The sequence below is a fragment of the Streptomyces sp. NPDC096132 genome (assembly GCF_044763345.1).
GTDB lineage: Bacteria > Actinomycetota > Actinomycetes > Streptomycetales > Streptomycetaceae > Streptomyces.
This window is the reverse complement of record NZ_JBIWGA010000005.1, coordinates 403,325-416,769: the sequence shown is the minus strand read 5'-3', so window position 1 is coordinate 416,769 and position 13,445 is coordinate 403,325. Positions and strand designations below refer to the sequence as shown.

At 70.0% G+C, this 13,445-nt stretch carries 13 protein-coding genes; 6 read left to right on the top strand and 7 right to left on the bottom strand.

Annotated features, from left to right (window positions below; genetic code table 11):
* The first annotated feature begins 200 nt into the window (after positions 1-200).
* Entirely contained in the window at positions 201-947 is a 747-nt protein-coding gene (locus ACIRF9_RS15060) for a B3/4 domain-containing protein (protein WP_403820906.1), read from the top strand.
* 11 nt (positions 948-958) lie between these two features.
* The gene (locus tag ACIRF9_RS15055) at positions 959-2,530 is read left to right on the top strand and encodes a PLP-dependent aminotransferase family protein (RefSeq protein WP_403820903.1); all 1,572 of its coding nucleotides are present in this window, start codon (positions 959-961) and stop codon (positions 2,528-2,530) included.
* Here ACIRF9_RS15055 and ACIRF9_RS15050 read toward each other — a convergent pair.
* Together ACIRF9_RS15050 and ACIRF9_RS15045 are read right to left on the bottom strand one after the other, a co-directional pair.
* On the bottom strand, positions 2,463-2,684 hold the full coding sequence (locus ACIRF9_RS15050) for a DUF397 domain-containing protein (protein WP_403820900.1): 222 nt from the start codon (positions 2,682-2,684) through the stop codon (positions 2,463-2,465). The two genes, ACIRF9_RS15055 and ACIRF9_RS15050, sit on opposite strands and share 68 nt — an antisense overlap.
* On the bottom strand, positions 2,656-3,489 hold the full coding sequence (locus tag ACIRF9_RS15045) for a helix-turn-helix domain-containing protein (RefSeq protein WP_403820898.1): 834 nt from the start codon (positions 3,487-3,489) through the stop codon (positions 2,656-2,658). Before ACIRF9_RS15045 ends, ACIRF9_RS15050 begins: the two co-directional genes overlap by 29 nt.
* Before the next feature lie 138 nt (positions 3,490-3,627).
* On the opposite strand from ACIRF9_RS15045, the gene ACIRF9_RS15040 reads away from it, so the two are divergent.
* On the top strand, positions 3,628-3,831 hold the full coding sequence (locus ACIRF9_RS15040) for a hypothetical protein (protein WP_403820895.1): 204 nt from the start codon (positions 3,628-3,630) through the stop codon (positions 3,829-3,831).
* Positions 3,828-4,190 carry an ATP-binding protein gene (locus tag ACIRF9_RS15035; RefSeq protein WP_403820894.1) on the top strand — a complete coding sequence of 121 codons (363 nt, stop codon included), beginning with the start codon at positions 3,828-3,830 and terminating at the stop codon, positions 4,188-4,190. Before ACIRF9_RS15040 ends, ACIRF9_RS15035 begins: the two co-directional genes overlap by 4 nt.
* Here ACIRF9_RS15035 and ACIRF9_RS15030 read toward each other — a convergent pair.
* The 3 genes from ACIRF9_RS15030 to ACIRF9_RS15020 form a co-directional block, all read right to left on the bottom strand.
* Positions 4,172-7,477 (bottom strand): S8 family peptidase, encoded by a 3,306-nt coding sequence (locus tag ACIRF9_RS15030; RefSeq protein ID WP_403820891.1) that lies wholly within the window; start codon positions 7,475-7,477, stop codon positions 4,172-4,174. The two genes, ACIRF9_RS15035 and ACIRF9_RS15030, sit on opposite strands and share 19 nt — an antisense overlap.
* 107 nt (positions 7,478-7,584) lie before the next feature.
* A complete protein-coding gene (locus ACIRF9_RS15025; RefSeq protein ID WP_403820888.1) occupies positions 7,585-8,271 on the bottom strand; it encodes an ABC transporter ATP-binding protein in 687 nt (228 codons plus the stop codon).
* A 39-nt stretch (positions 8,272-8,310) separates the two neighbouring features.
* A complete protein-coding gene (locus ACIRF9_RS15020) occupies positions 8,311-9,792 on the bottom strand; it encodes an ABC transporter permease (protein WP_403820886.1) in 1,482 nt (493 codons plus the stop codon).
* A 231-nt stretch (positions 9,793-10,023) separates the two neighbouring features.
* Here ACIRF9_RS15020 and ACIRF9_RS15015 point away from each other — a divergent pair, with 231 nt between their 5' ends.
* Positions 10,024-11,100, top strand: a complete 1,077-nt coding sequence (locus tag ACIRF9_RS15015) for a hypothetical protein (RefSeq protein ID WP_403820883.1) — start codon at positions 10,024-10,026, stop codon at positions 11,098-11,100.
* Positions 11,101-11,180: 80 nt separating this feature from the next.
* Here ACIRF9_RS15015 and ACIRF9_RS15010 read toward each other — a convergent pair whose 3' ends face one another.
* A complete protein-coding gene (locus ACIRF9_RS15010) occupies positions 11,181-12,443 on the bottom strand; it encodes an Ig-like domain-containing protein (RefSeq protein WP_403820880.1) in 1,263 nt (420 codons plus the stop codon).
* Between the two features lie 219 nt (positions 12,444-12,662).
* On the bottom strand, positions 12,663-13,010 hold the full coding sequence (locus ACIRF9_RS15005; RefSeq protein WP_403820877.1) for a hypothetical protein: 348 nt from the start codon (positions 13,008-13,010) through the stop codon (positions 12,663-12,665).
* 109 nt (positions 13,011-13,119) lie between these two features.
* Between ACIRF9_RS15005 and ACIRF9_RS15000 the strand changes: the two genes are divergently transcribed.
* A complete protein-coding gene (locus ACIRF9_RS15000; protein ID WP_403820874.1) occupies positions 13,120-13,443 on the top strand; it encodes an LPXTG cell wall anchor domain-containing protein in 324 nt (107 codons plus the stop codon).
* The last annotated feature ends 2 nt before the right edge of the window (positions 13,444-13,445 follow it).

Below are 13,445 nucleotides of genomic sequence, written 5' to 3'. Positions count from 1 at the left end.
CGAAGAGACGGGCGGAGGCTGCTCTTCCGGGGGTGTGTTCGCTCAGCGCTCAGTCCCGGCGGCCCGTGGGGGGCGGGTGGCGGCCGGCGGCGGCCGGTTATGGACCGCCGTACGCCTCCCTCTTTGGCTCTGTCGGCCGGACCATGAGCGCACCAGGGTGGGAGGGAAGCCACCACCCGTCCCGAAGCCCGGAGGTCCCCTTGAGCACGGCGTTTCCGCTGACCACTCCCCTGCGTTTCCGGCACGCGGACGCGCTGTGGTCCGCCCACCCCGAGCTCACCGCCGGGGTGCTGTACGCCTCCGGTGTCGACGCGGTCGCCGACACGGGGGCGCGTGTCGCGACGTACAGCGAACGGGCCGCCGCCCGGCTGGCCGCCGAGGGCACCGAGGGCACGTTCCCCGAGGTGCTGGCCTGGCGGCGCGTCTTCTCCCGGATGGGGCTCAGGCCCACGCAGTACCGGTGCGCCTCGGAGTCCCTGCTGCGCCGGCTGCGCAAGGAGGGCGGCCTGCCGCGCATCCATCCGGTGGTCGATCTGTGCAACGCGCTGTCGGTGGCGTACGCCGTCCCGGTGGCCGCCCTCGACGCCGACCGGATCGCCGGACCACTGCTGGAGGTACGGCAGGCGCGCGGCGACGAGGAGTACACGCCCTTCGGGGGCGGCAGCGAGCATCCGGCGCCCGGCGAGGTGACGTTCGCCGACTCCTCCGGCCGGGCCCACGCCCGCCGCTGGACGAACCGGCAGAGCGGGTACTCCGCGGTCGGCACGCGGACCACCCGGATCCTCGTGGTGGCGGAGGCGATGGACGCGGAGGGCGGACGGATCGTGCCCGAACTGCTGAAGACCCTCGCGGAGGAACTGACCGCGCACTGGCCGGTGACGCCGACGGCCGCCGTACTCAGTCGGTCGGCGCCGGAGTTCGTCTTCGGCGAGAGCTCGGCGGAGTGACGCGTGCGAGCATGAGCAGGGTGGACGGAGAAGAGCGGGGGATCCGGGAGAGGCCGGCGCTCGGGGACGAGCAGACGATCCGGGAGAGGCCGGCGCTCGGGGACGAGCAGACGATCGGCTCCGACTTCCTTCAGCTCGACGCCGCTGCCGTCCCTGCCGACGGCAAGTCGGACTGGCTCGCCGGGCGGCTGCGGCGGGCGATGGCCGACGGGCGGCTGGCGGTGGGCAGCAGGCTGCCCCCGACCCGGCTCCTCGCCGCCGACCTGCGCGTATCGCGCGGGGTGGTCGCGGAGGCGTACCGGCGGCTGACCGAGGACGGCCATGTGGAGGGCCGCCGCCGCGCCGGCACGGTGGTGGTCGCCGTACCGCCGCCGACGGCGTCGCCGCCGCTGCCGGCCTCCGGGCGTCCCGCGCCTGGTGCTGCGCTGTTCGCGGGCGAGCCGGGCACGGACGTCTTCGACCTGCTCCGCGCCACCCCGTCCCGCGTCGACTTCACCCCCGGCCGCCCCGACCTCACCGCCTTCCCCCGCGCGGCCTGGCTGCGCGCCGAACGCTCCGTCCTCGCCGACCTGTCCGCCGAGCACCTCGGCTACGGCGACCCACGCGGCGCCCTCCCCCTGCGCCGCGCCGTCAGCGGCTGGCTGGCCCGCACGCGCGGCGTCCAGGTGGACCCGGAGGACATATTGATCGTCGCCGGCATCGCCCAGGCCCTCACCCTCCTGCACCCCGTCCTGCGCGCCGACGGCATCGACGCCGTGGCGGTGGAGGACCCCGGCTCCCTCGGCGCCCGCCAGCACCTGCGGCACGCGTCCTCCCTGGCCACCCCGCCCGTCCCGGTCGACGACGAGGGCATACGGGTCGACGCCCTCCGCGCCACCGGCGCCCGCGCGGCCCTGCTCACCCCCGCCCACCAGTTCCCCATGGGCATGGTGACCAGCGGCGAACGCCGCCGCGAACTGCTGCGCTGGGCGCGGGACGGCGGCCTGATCCTGGAGGACGACTACGACGCCGAGCACCGCTACGACCGCCCGCCCGTACCGGCGCTGCGCGCGCTCCTCGCCGACGACCACGTCTGCTACATGGGCAGCGTCTCCAAACTCCTCGCCCCCGCGCTGCGGATCGGCTGGATGGTCCCGGTACGCCGCCACCGGGACGCCCTGATCGACGCGAAACGCTTCAACGACCTGGGCAACGCGGCCCTGCCGCAACTGGTCCTGGCCCGCCTCCTGGAGTCCGGCGCGCTGGAACGCCACCTACGGCTGCTGCGCGACCGCCACCGCAGGCGCCGCGACGCGATGACCGAGGCCCTCGCCGCGCATCTGCCGGGCGCGGTGGTGCACGGGGCTGCGGCGGGGCTGCATCTGACGGTCACGTACGCGGCGGACGTCCCGGACGGGGAGCTGGCGGCCGCCGCGCTGTCGAGGGGCGTCAAGTGCCACCCACTGTCCTGGCATCGCCAACTCCCCGGCCGTCCTGGGCTGGTGCTCGGGTACGCGGCGACTCCGACGGCGCTGATCAGGGAAGGGGTCGCGGTGCTGGGGAGTGCATTGCTGCGAGGAAGGAGGACCAGGCGGTGGGGGTGAGGAGGAGGGTGGGGCCGTGGGGGAGCTTGGAGTCGCGGATGGGGATGAGGCCGGGGATGTTGGCGGCGACTTCGACGCAGTTGCCGCCGTCGCCGTTGCTGTAGCTGCTCCTGGTCCAGAGCGCGTCACTCAAGTCGACCCGGTTGCTCACCATTTCGGAAATCCTCTGCCGCCGCCTTGATCATGGCCAGGGACGTCTCCGGTGACAGTGCGACGGCCCTGAGCCGATCGTATGCCTTGCGGTACTGCTTCACGAGGGCCGGATCGTCGATGGTGTCACCGCTGTACGACGCCTCGGTGTAGACCAGCGGCGGCGCGTCCGGGAAGGTCATCACCATGACGGAGGCGGCCATCAGGGGATAGGGGCCACACGTCCGCGGAACGATCTGCGGAGTGATCCGGTGCCGCTCGACCAACTCCACGACCTGGTCCAACTGTTCGGCCATCTCCAGTGGCGGGAGGATCGGCTCGGCGATCAGCGACTCATGCAGGATCACCCAGTACTCCGGTGTGGAGTGATCGTCCTCGAAGAGACGGGCGCGAGCGAGACGGGCCGTCACCTTCTCCTCCACCCACTCGTCGGTTGCCGCCGGATGGGACGACCGGACCATCGTCCGCGCGTACGGGGCCGTCTGAAGCAGTCCGGGAAAGGTGACGGGGCACCACTCCTCAATGCACTCCGCGTACTTTTCCGCCTCCAGGACCTTCTCGAAGTACGCGGCATGCGGACCCCTGCGTGCCTTGCGTACGTCCTCACAGTGCCGCTCGAAGAACCCGTCAGTCCCGAGGACCCGATCCGCATGCCGAGCCAGATCGATCGGCATCCGCCGCTCTCCGTGCTCAATGTCGCTCAGATACGTCTTGCCGTAGAAGCTCCCCTCCAGGAACCCCTCCAACGACAGCCCCGCCGCCTCCCTCTTCCACCGCAACTCCTTGCCGTAGAAGGTCGGAACGCTCATCGAGCCGTCAATGTCCTTGCCCCGGGCCACCGCTCACCCTCCTCCGCCATACGGATCGCGAACGCGAAACCTCTTTCACGGTAGCCAGCAGGAAAGCATTCTGTGAGCGTTTCGTCACAGAGCGCACAGGAGAGACCCGTGGCCACCCCCAACGACACGATCGCCTGCGTGGAGGAACTCCGCGCCGCCCTCGCCCTGCACGGCATCACGCTGCCCTCGCTCCGGGTCGACCTGGCGACGTTCGCCTCCCCCTACCGCCAGAGCCTCGTGGCACTCGGGAACTGCAACCCCGCCACCGCCGCCGAACTGGCCGCCGTCCTCCGGAAGGCCGCCGCGCAGTGACCTTCGAACTCAGCCTCCTCGCCACCCCGAAGTCCGTCCCCGAACTCCGCGACCATCTCCGCCGGCACAGTTACGACGTACGCCTCTGCGTCAGCGAGTTGCTCACCAACGTCATCGACCACCTCGGCGAGGGCACCCCGGTCACCGTCCGCGTCACGGGCACCTCATACGGCCGCACCCGCATCGAAGTGACGGACCCCGCCCCCCGCACCCTCCCCGCGCTCCTGCCCGCGACCACCACCGAGGAGTCCGGCCGAGGCCTCGCCCTGCTGGACGCCCTCGCGGACAGCTGGGGCGTGGAGCAGAGAGCGGACCGCAAGACCGTCTGGTGTGAAGTTGATCAATCAGACCGCCCGTAGTACACGTCGTACACCCACACCGCCCCCTTGTTCCCCTTCCGATCCACAACCTCCCCCCGGAACGAGATCGACTGCCCCGCCGCCGGATTCGTCACCGAAATCCGCCCCTCACTCACCGCCACCTTCTTCCAGCTCACCCCCCGGTCGTAAGACACCCACACCCTCAACGACCGCAACTGAGCCCCCCGAGCCGCCGCCCCCTCCACCCGCACCGGAAACGACACCTTCCGTCCCGCCGCCACCCCACTGTCCGCACCCGTCACCGCGCCGAAGCGCACAGTGGACGCAGGCAGGGACACCACGTCGTCACCCCCCGGCCGCCTGGACCGAAACGTCCAGCTCACCACCACCCGACTCGAAGCCCCCGCAACCTCCCCACTCCGCCGTACCGACGACGTCAGCCGATAACCCGCTTCCCCCGCCGGAACCTTGAACTCCTCCCCACCGAACAGCGCATCCTCGACCGTCCTCACCTTGGCGCCGTTGCGATAGAGAGTGGTCTCGGCCTTCGTGAACAGGGACGACCCCACATGCCCCGCCGAGTCCGCGAACAGGGGCAGATAGCCGTAGATGCTGTTGCCCACCCGGAACAGCCCATGCTCCGTCGACAGGTGCGGACCGAAGACAGCCCTGTTGAAGGTGTTGGCGTAAGTCGCACCCGCCCGCAGCGCCCTCGGTTCGCCCGCCGTGTAATACGCCTCCACCACCGGCTGCCCACCCTCGTCCCTACCGCTGCCGTACTGCTCGAAGTCCATGGACCAGCGGACCCGGTCGGAGGTGGAGAGATACACCGTCCGGGTCCCCGGCAGCGACTGCGTCACCGGCAGACCGAGGACCATGTCCTGCGGAAAGTCGCCCCAGACCGTCAGCCCACCCGTCTTCCCCGGCACGGACGCGCCCAGGCTGTTCCTGGTCCTCGCCAACTCGCCCGCCTTGAAGTGGCGGACCTTCGCGCCCTGGATCGTGCGGACCGCCGCGGTCGTCGCCACGTCGTACTCCGTGCTCGCGCCCTGCACCCACTGGCCGCTCCAGGTCTGTGTCAGGCCACGCCCGGCGGCCGGGCCCAGGTGGGCCATGCGGAGTCCGGAGAAGGAGCTCACGCTCAGGCCGACTCCCACCCCCGCCGGCAGGTACACGTAGTCGATCGTCGCGGAGAGTGGCTTCGCCGACGCGGCCGGCACCCTGATGTCCGCCGTCCTCGTCCGCCGGGCGTCGATCGTCACCGTCGTGTCCTTGGTGACGTTCAGCCTCGGCTGGACCAGCCAGTCCACGCCACCCTGGAAGCCGACCAGGTCCTTCGCCGTCCACGCGTCCAGCAGGTAGGTGCCCTTCGGCAGGCGCAGGGTCGCGGTGCCGGAGGCCTTCACCGGTATCTGGTGGCTGCGGTCCTTCGCCAGGCCCGTGTAGCCGAACACCGTCGTGAAGTAGCTCGGGGCCGGTGCGCCGTCCCTGCGGATGTGGCGCACTGTCACGTCGTACGACTGCACCTCACGTTGTACGGCGGCGGCCGTTCGGACGGACTGGCCGCCGCCCTTCGCCGTCACGTACGCGGAGTAGGTGCCGTCGAGGCCGCCGCCCAGGCGGGTGTTGACCGTGACGCCCACCGAGGCCTCACCGCCCGCCGGGACCGTCACCTTCCTCGCCGCGAGGGTGAAGAAGCCGGCGGGGGCGGGGCGGCCCTTGGGGTCCGTCGCCTCCACCGACAGGGTCAGCGTCACCGCCCTGGTGCCGAGGTTGCGGTACGTGAGGCGCTTCCGTACAGGCCTGTCGTCCGTGTGCGGCCACTGCTGGATGCCGAAGCTCAGCGACACCGGGTCCGCGATCACCGTCTGCCGGACCGCCTGGTCGACGCGGACGCGGCCCGAACCCTGCTGATAGGGCGTGTACTTGGCGACGGCCACGGCGACGGTGACGGCCTTGGCTGATCCGACCAGTGCACCCTTCAGTTCGGCGTACGTCCATCCCGGGTGCCGTTGCTTCAGGATCGCCGCCGCGCCCGCCACATGCGGCGTCGCCATCGACGTACCGGAGAGGCTGACGTATCCGGCCGGTTTCTCGCCCTCCTGCTGGGCGATCGCGCTGCCCGCCGCGGAGGCCGCCGTGATGTCCACGCCGGGTGCCGTGAGGTCCGGTTTGACCGCGGCGTCGCCGACGCGCGGGCCGGTGCTGGAGAAGTCCGCCAGACGGTCGCGGCCGTCGACCGCGCCGACGGTCAGTGCCGCGTCGGCGGTTCCCGGTGAACCCAGGCTCTCCGGGCCGTCGTTGCCCGCGGCGATGGTGAAGAGGATGCCCTTCTCGGCGGAGAGCTTGTTCACCTCCGCCTCCATGGGGTCGACGTCCGGGGTGTCCTGGCCGCCGAGGCTGAGGTTGACGATGTCGGCGCCCTGCTCGGCCGCCCACTCCATGCCGGCGACGATCGAGGAGTCCTCGCCGAGTCCCTCGTCGTCCAGCACCTTGGCGTTGAGGAGCTTGGCGCCTGGCGCGACGCCCCGGTACTTCCCGCCGGACTTCGCGCCCGTACCGGCCGCCGTCGACGCCACGTGCGTGCCGTGGCCGAAGCGGTCCCTCGTGTCGGCCGCCGTGGAGAAGTTCCTCTCCGCCGTTACCTGGCCCTTGAGGTCCGGGTGGGTGGTGTCGATGCCCGTGTCCAGGATCGCGATCTTCACGCCCTTGCCGTCGTAACCGGCCGCCCACGCCTTCGGGGCCCCGATCTGCGGGACCGACTTGTCCAGGCTCGCGCGGCGCACCCCGTCCAGCCAGACGTGCGCGACACCGGAGGCGGTCCGGTCGCCGTTCGTCACCGCGTCCCACAGCTCGGGGGTGTCCTGGTGCGGGGTCTGCACCGCGTCCGCGTTGAGGGACCTCAGCGTGCGGCGCAGGGTGCCCGCCTCGCGGACGTCGGCCCTGGCGGACGTGGCGGTGCCCTGGTAGCCGACGATCACCCGCAACGCCGTACCGGACCTGGACCTGTTCAGCTCGGTGACGTCGAAGAGGCGGCGATCGAGCCTGCCCGCCGCGACGAGGGCGGCCGCGTCCGCCGGGACGACGAGGGTGTGGCCGGCCCAGCTGCGGAGCTGCACGGGGATGTGGGCGCGGCCCGGCGCCCGGGACAGGCCGACGACCCGCCCCCGCCCGTCCACGGTGACCCGGTCGCCGGTGATGAGGGTGAGATGGTGCCGGTCGGTCGCCCGGGCACCGGTGCGTGTGGTGGTCTCGGCCGCTGCCGGGCCGATCGAACCTGCGAACAGTAGGAGTACGGAGACAACAGCGAGCCAGACACTCTTCATGCGCAAACCCCCCGGAACACACAGAAGTATGCCGGGGGGTGATCTGCCGCCTCAATACGCCAAAAGTACGCCAAACTTGAGGATTACCACGTCAGACGTACGAGGCGTCAGGACGACGCCGCGTTCTCCTTCACCGTGATCTTCCCCTTGCGGATCGTCGCCAGACGCGGCGCCTTCTTCGCGATCGCCGAGTCGTGGGTGACCATGATGAAGGTGAGCCCGTGCTCCTTCCACAGGCGCTCCAGCACGTCCATGATCTCGTCGCGCATGCCCTCGTCGAGGTTGCCGGTGGGCTCGTCGGCGAGCAGCACCTTCGGCTGCTTCACCAGCGCCCGGGCGATGGCGACACGCTGCTGCTGGCCGCCGGACATCTCCGACGGGAGGTGGCCGAGGCGCTCGCCGAGGCCCACCGACTTCAGCGCCTCCGCCGCCCGCTCGCGCCTCTCCTTCACCTTGACGCCCAGCGGGACGAGGGCGGTCTCGACGTTCTCCTGCGCGGTGAGCGTCGGGATGAGGTTGAAGGACTGGAAGACGAAGCCGATGTTCTCGCTGCGCACCTTCGTCAGCTTGGCCTCGGAGAGCTTCGCGAGGTCGGTGCCGTCGAGGACGACCTCGCCCTCGGAGGGACGGTCGAGGCCGCCGAGCATCTGGAGGAGGGTGGACTTGCCGCCGCCGGTCGGGCCCTGGATGACCAGCCGGTCGCCGTCGGCGATGGTCAGGTCGACGCCGTCGAGGGCGTGGACGATGTCCTTGCCGCGGGTGTAGCGCTTGGTGACGCCTCTGAGTTCGTACATGGTGGAGTCAACTCCTGAAGTTCGTGAGGGCTGGCGGTACTACTCGACTCGGCGCAGTGCGTCCGCCGGGCGGAGCCTCGACGCGCGCCAGCCGCCGAACGCGCCCGCGATCAGGCCGCCGGCCACCGCGAGGCCGACCGCCATGGCCACGGTCGTGACGCTGACCGGCGCGGTGAGCGCCACGTCGAGCGTCTTGGCCGCCGCGCGGCCGGGGCCGCCGAAGCCGCCGCCACCGCCGCCGGGGCCGCCCTGGCCCATGCCACCGCCGCCGCCACCGCCGCCGCCGCCGAGCGAGGCCTCCAGGGTGGGGCTGATGGCGGTCACGGCGTAGGCGCCCGCGAGGCCCAGCGCGATGCCGAGGGCGCCGCCGAGGAGACCGTTGACCATGGCCTCGCCGACGACCTGGCCGGTGACCCGGCGGGACTTCCAGCCCAGGGCCTTGAGCGTGCCGAACTCACGGACGCGGCGGGAGACCGCGGAGGAGGTGAGCAGGCCGGCGACCAGGAAGGCCGCGACGAGGACGGCGATGGACAGCCACTTGCCGACGTTGGTGGCGAGGGAGGAGGCCGTGGAGAGGGAGCCGGAGACGGTGTCCGCGAGGTCGGCGGAGGTCGTCACCGTCGTACCGGAGACGTTCTTCTGGATCGTCGACTTGACGCTGTCGATCTGCTGGGAGTCGGTCGCCTTGACGTAGATCGTGGTGACCTTGTTCTTCGAGTCGCTGAGGGTCTGCGCCTGGGTCAGCGGGATGTAGAGGTTGGCGGCGGAGTCACCGCTGTCGGCCGTGGCGACGCCGACCACCTTGAACTTGACGCTCTTGATGGTGACGGTCGAACCGACCTTGAGCTTCTTCTCCTTGGCATACGCCGAGTCGACGACGGCGACCTTGGCGTTGGTCTCCGAGGTCTTGAAGGTGCGACCGCTGGTGATCTTGGAGGAGGTCAGCGGGCCGAGGGCGGGCTGGGTGACGTCGGTGCCGAAGACGGAGTAGTTGTTGACGTCGAAATTGGCGCCGCCGCCCTGCACCTCGCCCTGCGGCTGGCCGTTGCCGCCGCCGTTGCCGCCGGGGCCGCCCTGCTGGCCGCCGTTGCCGTTCTGCTGGAACTGGCCGCGGGTGAACTGGCCGTTGATCTTGATGACCTGGAGGCTCAGCCCGCCGACCGCGTCCGCGACGCCGCTCTGCTTGCCGACCTTGGTGACGGTCGAGGTCGCCAGGGTCTGGAAGCCCTGGACCATGACCTGGTCGCTGCTCTGCTCCTCGTCGGAGTCGTTGTCCTGCGCGTCGAACTGGAAGCGCGGCCGGTTCGAGGCGCTCGCGGTGGGTGAGGCGGCCTTGGTGACCGTCATGTCCGTACCCAGGCCGTACAGGGACTGCAGGACCTTGTCCTGGGCCTTCCCCATGCCGGAGGACACGGAGGAGACCACGATGACCAGCGCGATGCCCAGCGCGAGTCCGGAGGCGACGACGAGGGCCGCCTTTCTGCGGCGGCGCAGCTCGCGCCTCAGGTAGGTGAAGAACATGCGCCGCAAGCTAGGTACGCCGCGTGATGACTCCATAAGGCAGAAATAAGAGAAACATGAGAAGGCTGTCCGAGAGCAAAGTGTGAGCCCGTGGCCACCTGTCAGGGCGGGACCGGAGGTGGCTCGATTGCGGGACGCCCGAGCCGGAGATTCAATGGAACAGGGGTGCCCCACAGGCGCTGGGAGCCGGAGATGGCCGCCAGAACTCCACCGACGAACGACGATGGCGACGTGGCCGTCAGCAAGAACGCGTCCTGGTTCCAACGCATCACGGCCCATGTCGCCGATCTGCAGGGGCAGATCAACAGAACGAGACGTCAGGCGCACACCGCACCCGACGAGGAGTACCTCAAGAAGGCGGACGCGCACCTCAAGGCGGCACGGGAGGCGCTGCGGGCGAAGGGGCCCTGGGAGCACGTCACCGGCAAGGCGGCGGACCGGGCATGCGCGAACATGCACGAGGCCGAGGTCGCCGTCCTGCGTCTGGTGCCGGAATCCGAACTCCGCTGGAAGGGGCTGCCCGTCCTCGTTCAGGCCCGTCTCCATCTCGATCCGGAGGACGTGCGGCTCCAGCAGTTGGAGGAGGTGCTGTCCCGGTCGCGTGCCCAGGTCGCGGCGGAGGACCGGGAGTTGCTCGCTCAGACTCTGCACGCCGCCTATCAGGCGGAGGAGGCGGAGCGGGCGAAGGTGCGGAGCTTCACCCGGATCGTGTGCGCGGCCACCGTCACCATGGCGCTGATCGCCTTCGGCTTCGCCCTGTGGGCCCTGACGGAAGAGGCCGTCGGTGCACGGTTCTGCTTCCCCCGGGACGCGGACGACCCGAACGCGGTACCCACCATCTGCCCTCTCGGGCCGAAACCGAGCTGGCAGGGCGTCTGGTTCGTCGAGTTCTCAGGGATGCTCGGCGCGGCCGTCGCCGGGGCGATCTCCCTGCGCAAGGCCCGGGGAACCTCGGGTCCCTACCATGTGACGACCGCTCTGCTCCTGCTGAGGCTGCCCGTCGGAGCGCTCACCGCCGTCATCGGCGTCATCCTTCTCAGCGGCCGCTTCTTCCCGGGGCTCACCGCGCTCGACACATCCACTCAGATCATCGCGTGGGCCATCGCGTTCGGCATCCTTCAGGAGTCCGTGACCCGTGCCGTGGACCGGCAGGGGCAGTTCCTGGTGGAGAACGTCAGGGCACCGGGACGTGCCCCGGAGCGCGAGTCCGGCGCGTCCCGGAAGAAGGCACGCCCGGTCGGGAAACCGCCTGAGCCGCCACCCGTGGTGGCCCGGCGGAAGTCCTGGCGCCGGCGCCGCCGCAGCTGAGGGAGACACCCGAAAGAGGGAACACGCGAGAGGCGGCCGCCCCGTGGGGCAGCCGCCTTCACGACCGTGCGAGACCGGACCTAGACCGCAGAACCGGCCTTCCACTGCGCCCAGTCCATGTTCCAGCCGTTGAGGCCGTTGTCCGGGGACACCGTCTTGTCGCCGGTGTTCTGGACGACCACGACGTCACCGATGATCGAGTTGTTGTAGAACCAGGCCGCCGGGGTGCTCTGGTCGTTGGCGCCCTTGGTGTCGGACAGACCCACGCAGCCGTGGCTGGTGTTCACCGCGCCGAAGATGGACTTCGCACCCCAGTAGTTGCCGTGCACGAAGGTGCCGGAGGTGGTCAGGCGCATGGCGTGCGGCACGTCCTTGATGTCGTACTCGCCCTTGCCGTCGGAGTCGGTGAAGCCGACCGTCGCGCCGTTCATCCGGGTCTCCTTGAACTTCTCGGAGATCACCATCTGACCTTCGTACGTCTTGTTGTCGGGCGAACCGGCCGAGATCGGGATGGTCTTGATGACCTTGCCGTCCTGCGTGACCTTCATCTGCTTGGTCTGCGCGTCGACGGTGGTGACCTGGTTGCGGCCGATCTTGAAGGTGACCGTCTTCTGCTGGACGCCGACCACACCGTTGGAGCCCTCGACACCGTCGAGCGCCAGCTTCAGCGTGACGGTGGAGTTCTCCTTCCAGTAGTCCTCGGGACGGCAGTCCATGCGGACGGTGGAGAACCAGTGACAGACGACCTCCTGGCCGCTGCTGGAGGTGACGGTGATGCCCTTCTGCACGTCCGCCTTGTTGGTGATCTCCTTGTTGAAGTTGATCGAGACGGGCATGCCGACGCCGACGGTCGAGCCGTCCTCGGGCGTGAAGTTGGCTATGAAGCTGTTGTCCGGGGAGACCGTGGTGAAGGACGCGTTCTCGTGGGCCTCCAGGCCCTTGGAGTCCTTCGCGCTGGCGGCGACCTTGTAGGTGGTCGAGCGCTCCAGCTGGGCGTTCGGCTTCCAGCTGGTCTTGTCGGCGGAGAGCGTGCCCTCCACGGCGGTGCCCTCGGCGGTGGTCATCGTCACCTCGGTGAGCGTGCCCTTGCTCACCGTGACGGCCGCCGAGTTGTTGATGGAGGCGTTGTTCGAGCCGTCCGCGGGCGTGATCTTGATCTGTGCCTCGGAGGACTTCTTCGCCGCGGCCTCGTCCGCCTTGGCCTGCGAGGAGCTGTCCTTGCCGTCCGAGGCACTGCTGTCGCCGCTGGAACACGCGGTCAGCATCAGCACACCGCCGAGCAGTGCGGACGCCGTCGTCAGACCTCGGCGCCGCCTACTGTCCGTCATCACACGCTTCTCCATCGTTGCCGATTCCCTGAAACCCCGAGAGTCCCCGTTAGAGAACTTAAACGCTACGACCGGTTCGTCCCGTTCCACATTCTCCGAATGTGTGGGGCACACCACGTCCAGGGGGCACCGAGCCCGGCCGGGACCGGTGGTGCGGATGTCGGTCCGTGCGTCTGATGAGACGACGAAACCCCGGGCGGCGGTTCCCCCCGGGGCACGAATTCCCCGGGACGCTCAGCCGATGCCGCCGGCTTCTTCGCCGTCGTCCCCGCCATCATCCTCGTCGAGGTCCCACTCGGGCGAATCCGGGTCGTAGTCGATCTGCTCCGCGGACCAGGAGGCCTGCTGGAGCTCCACTCCCGGCACCTCACTGACCAGGTCGAACGGATCCACGAGATAGGCGAGTGCCTCCGCGGTGTCTTCCGTCACAGCGCTCTCGGCGTGGGCGCGCTCGGCGTCCGGGGTGTCCGGGTCGGCGGCGATCCGCCCGACCGCCGCCCGCGTCAACGCGTCGCCGTCGCGCACCTCCACGACCAGCTCCACCCGAAGCCGCACAAAACGGGATGTCTCCTCAGTGCTCATGCCCGGAGAGTACGGCTCACAGCTCCCGCAACTTTCCCGCGACCCGCGCCTTTCATTAGCATCGGGTCACACGGCCAATTCGCCAGCGCCACAAGGGGATCGATATTCCGTGTCATCCGCTCGCCGTCCGTTGCTGACCGCCACCGCCGCGGGGACCCTGCTGGGCGCCCTGTGGTTCGTCCCGTCCGCCAACGCGTCCCAGGACGCCACGGCGAGAACGGAGACGACCACGCAGGTCACGACACAGGTGCGCGCCGCGTCCAGTACGACGGACTCGACCGGCGGCGCGGCGACCACGGCCGACGACGGCACCCGCCTCGCCGACACCGGAAGCTTCGACACCACCCCGTACGTGGTCGGCGGCACGACGCTGCTCGCCCTGGGCGCGGGTTTCGTCGTCTATTCCGTTCGCCGGGAACGTCTGGGTTTTTGAAT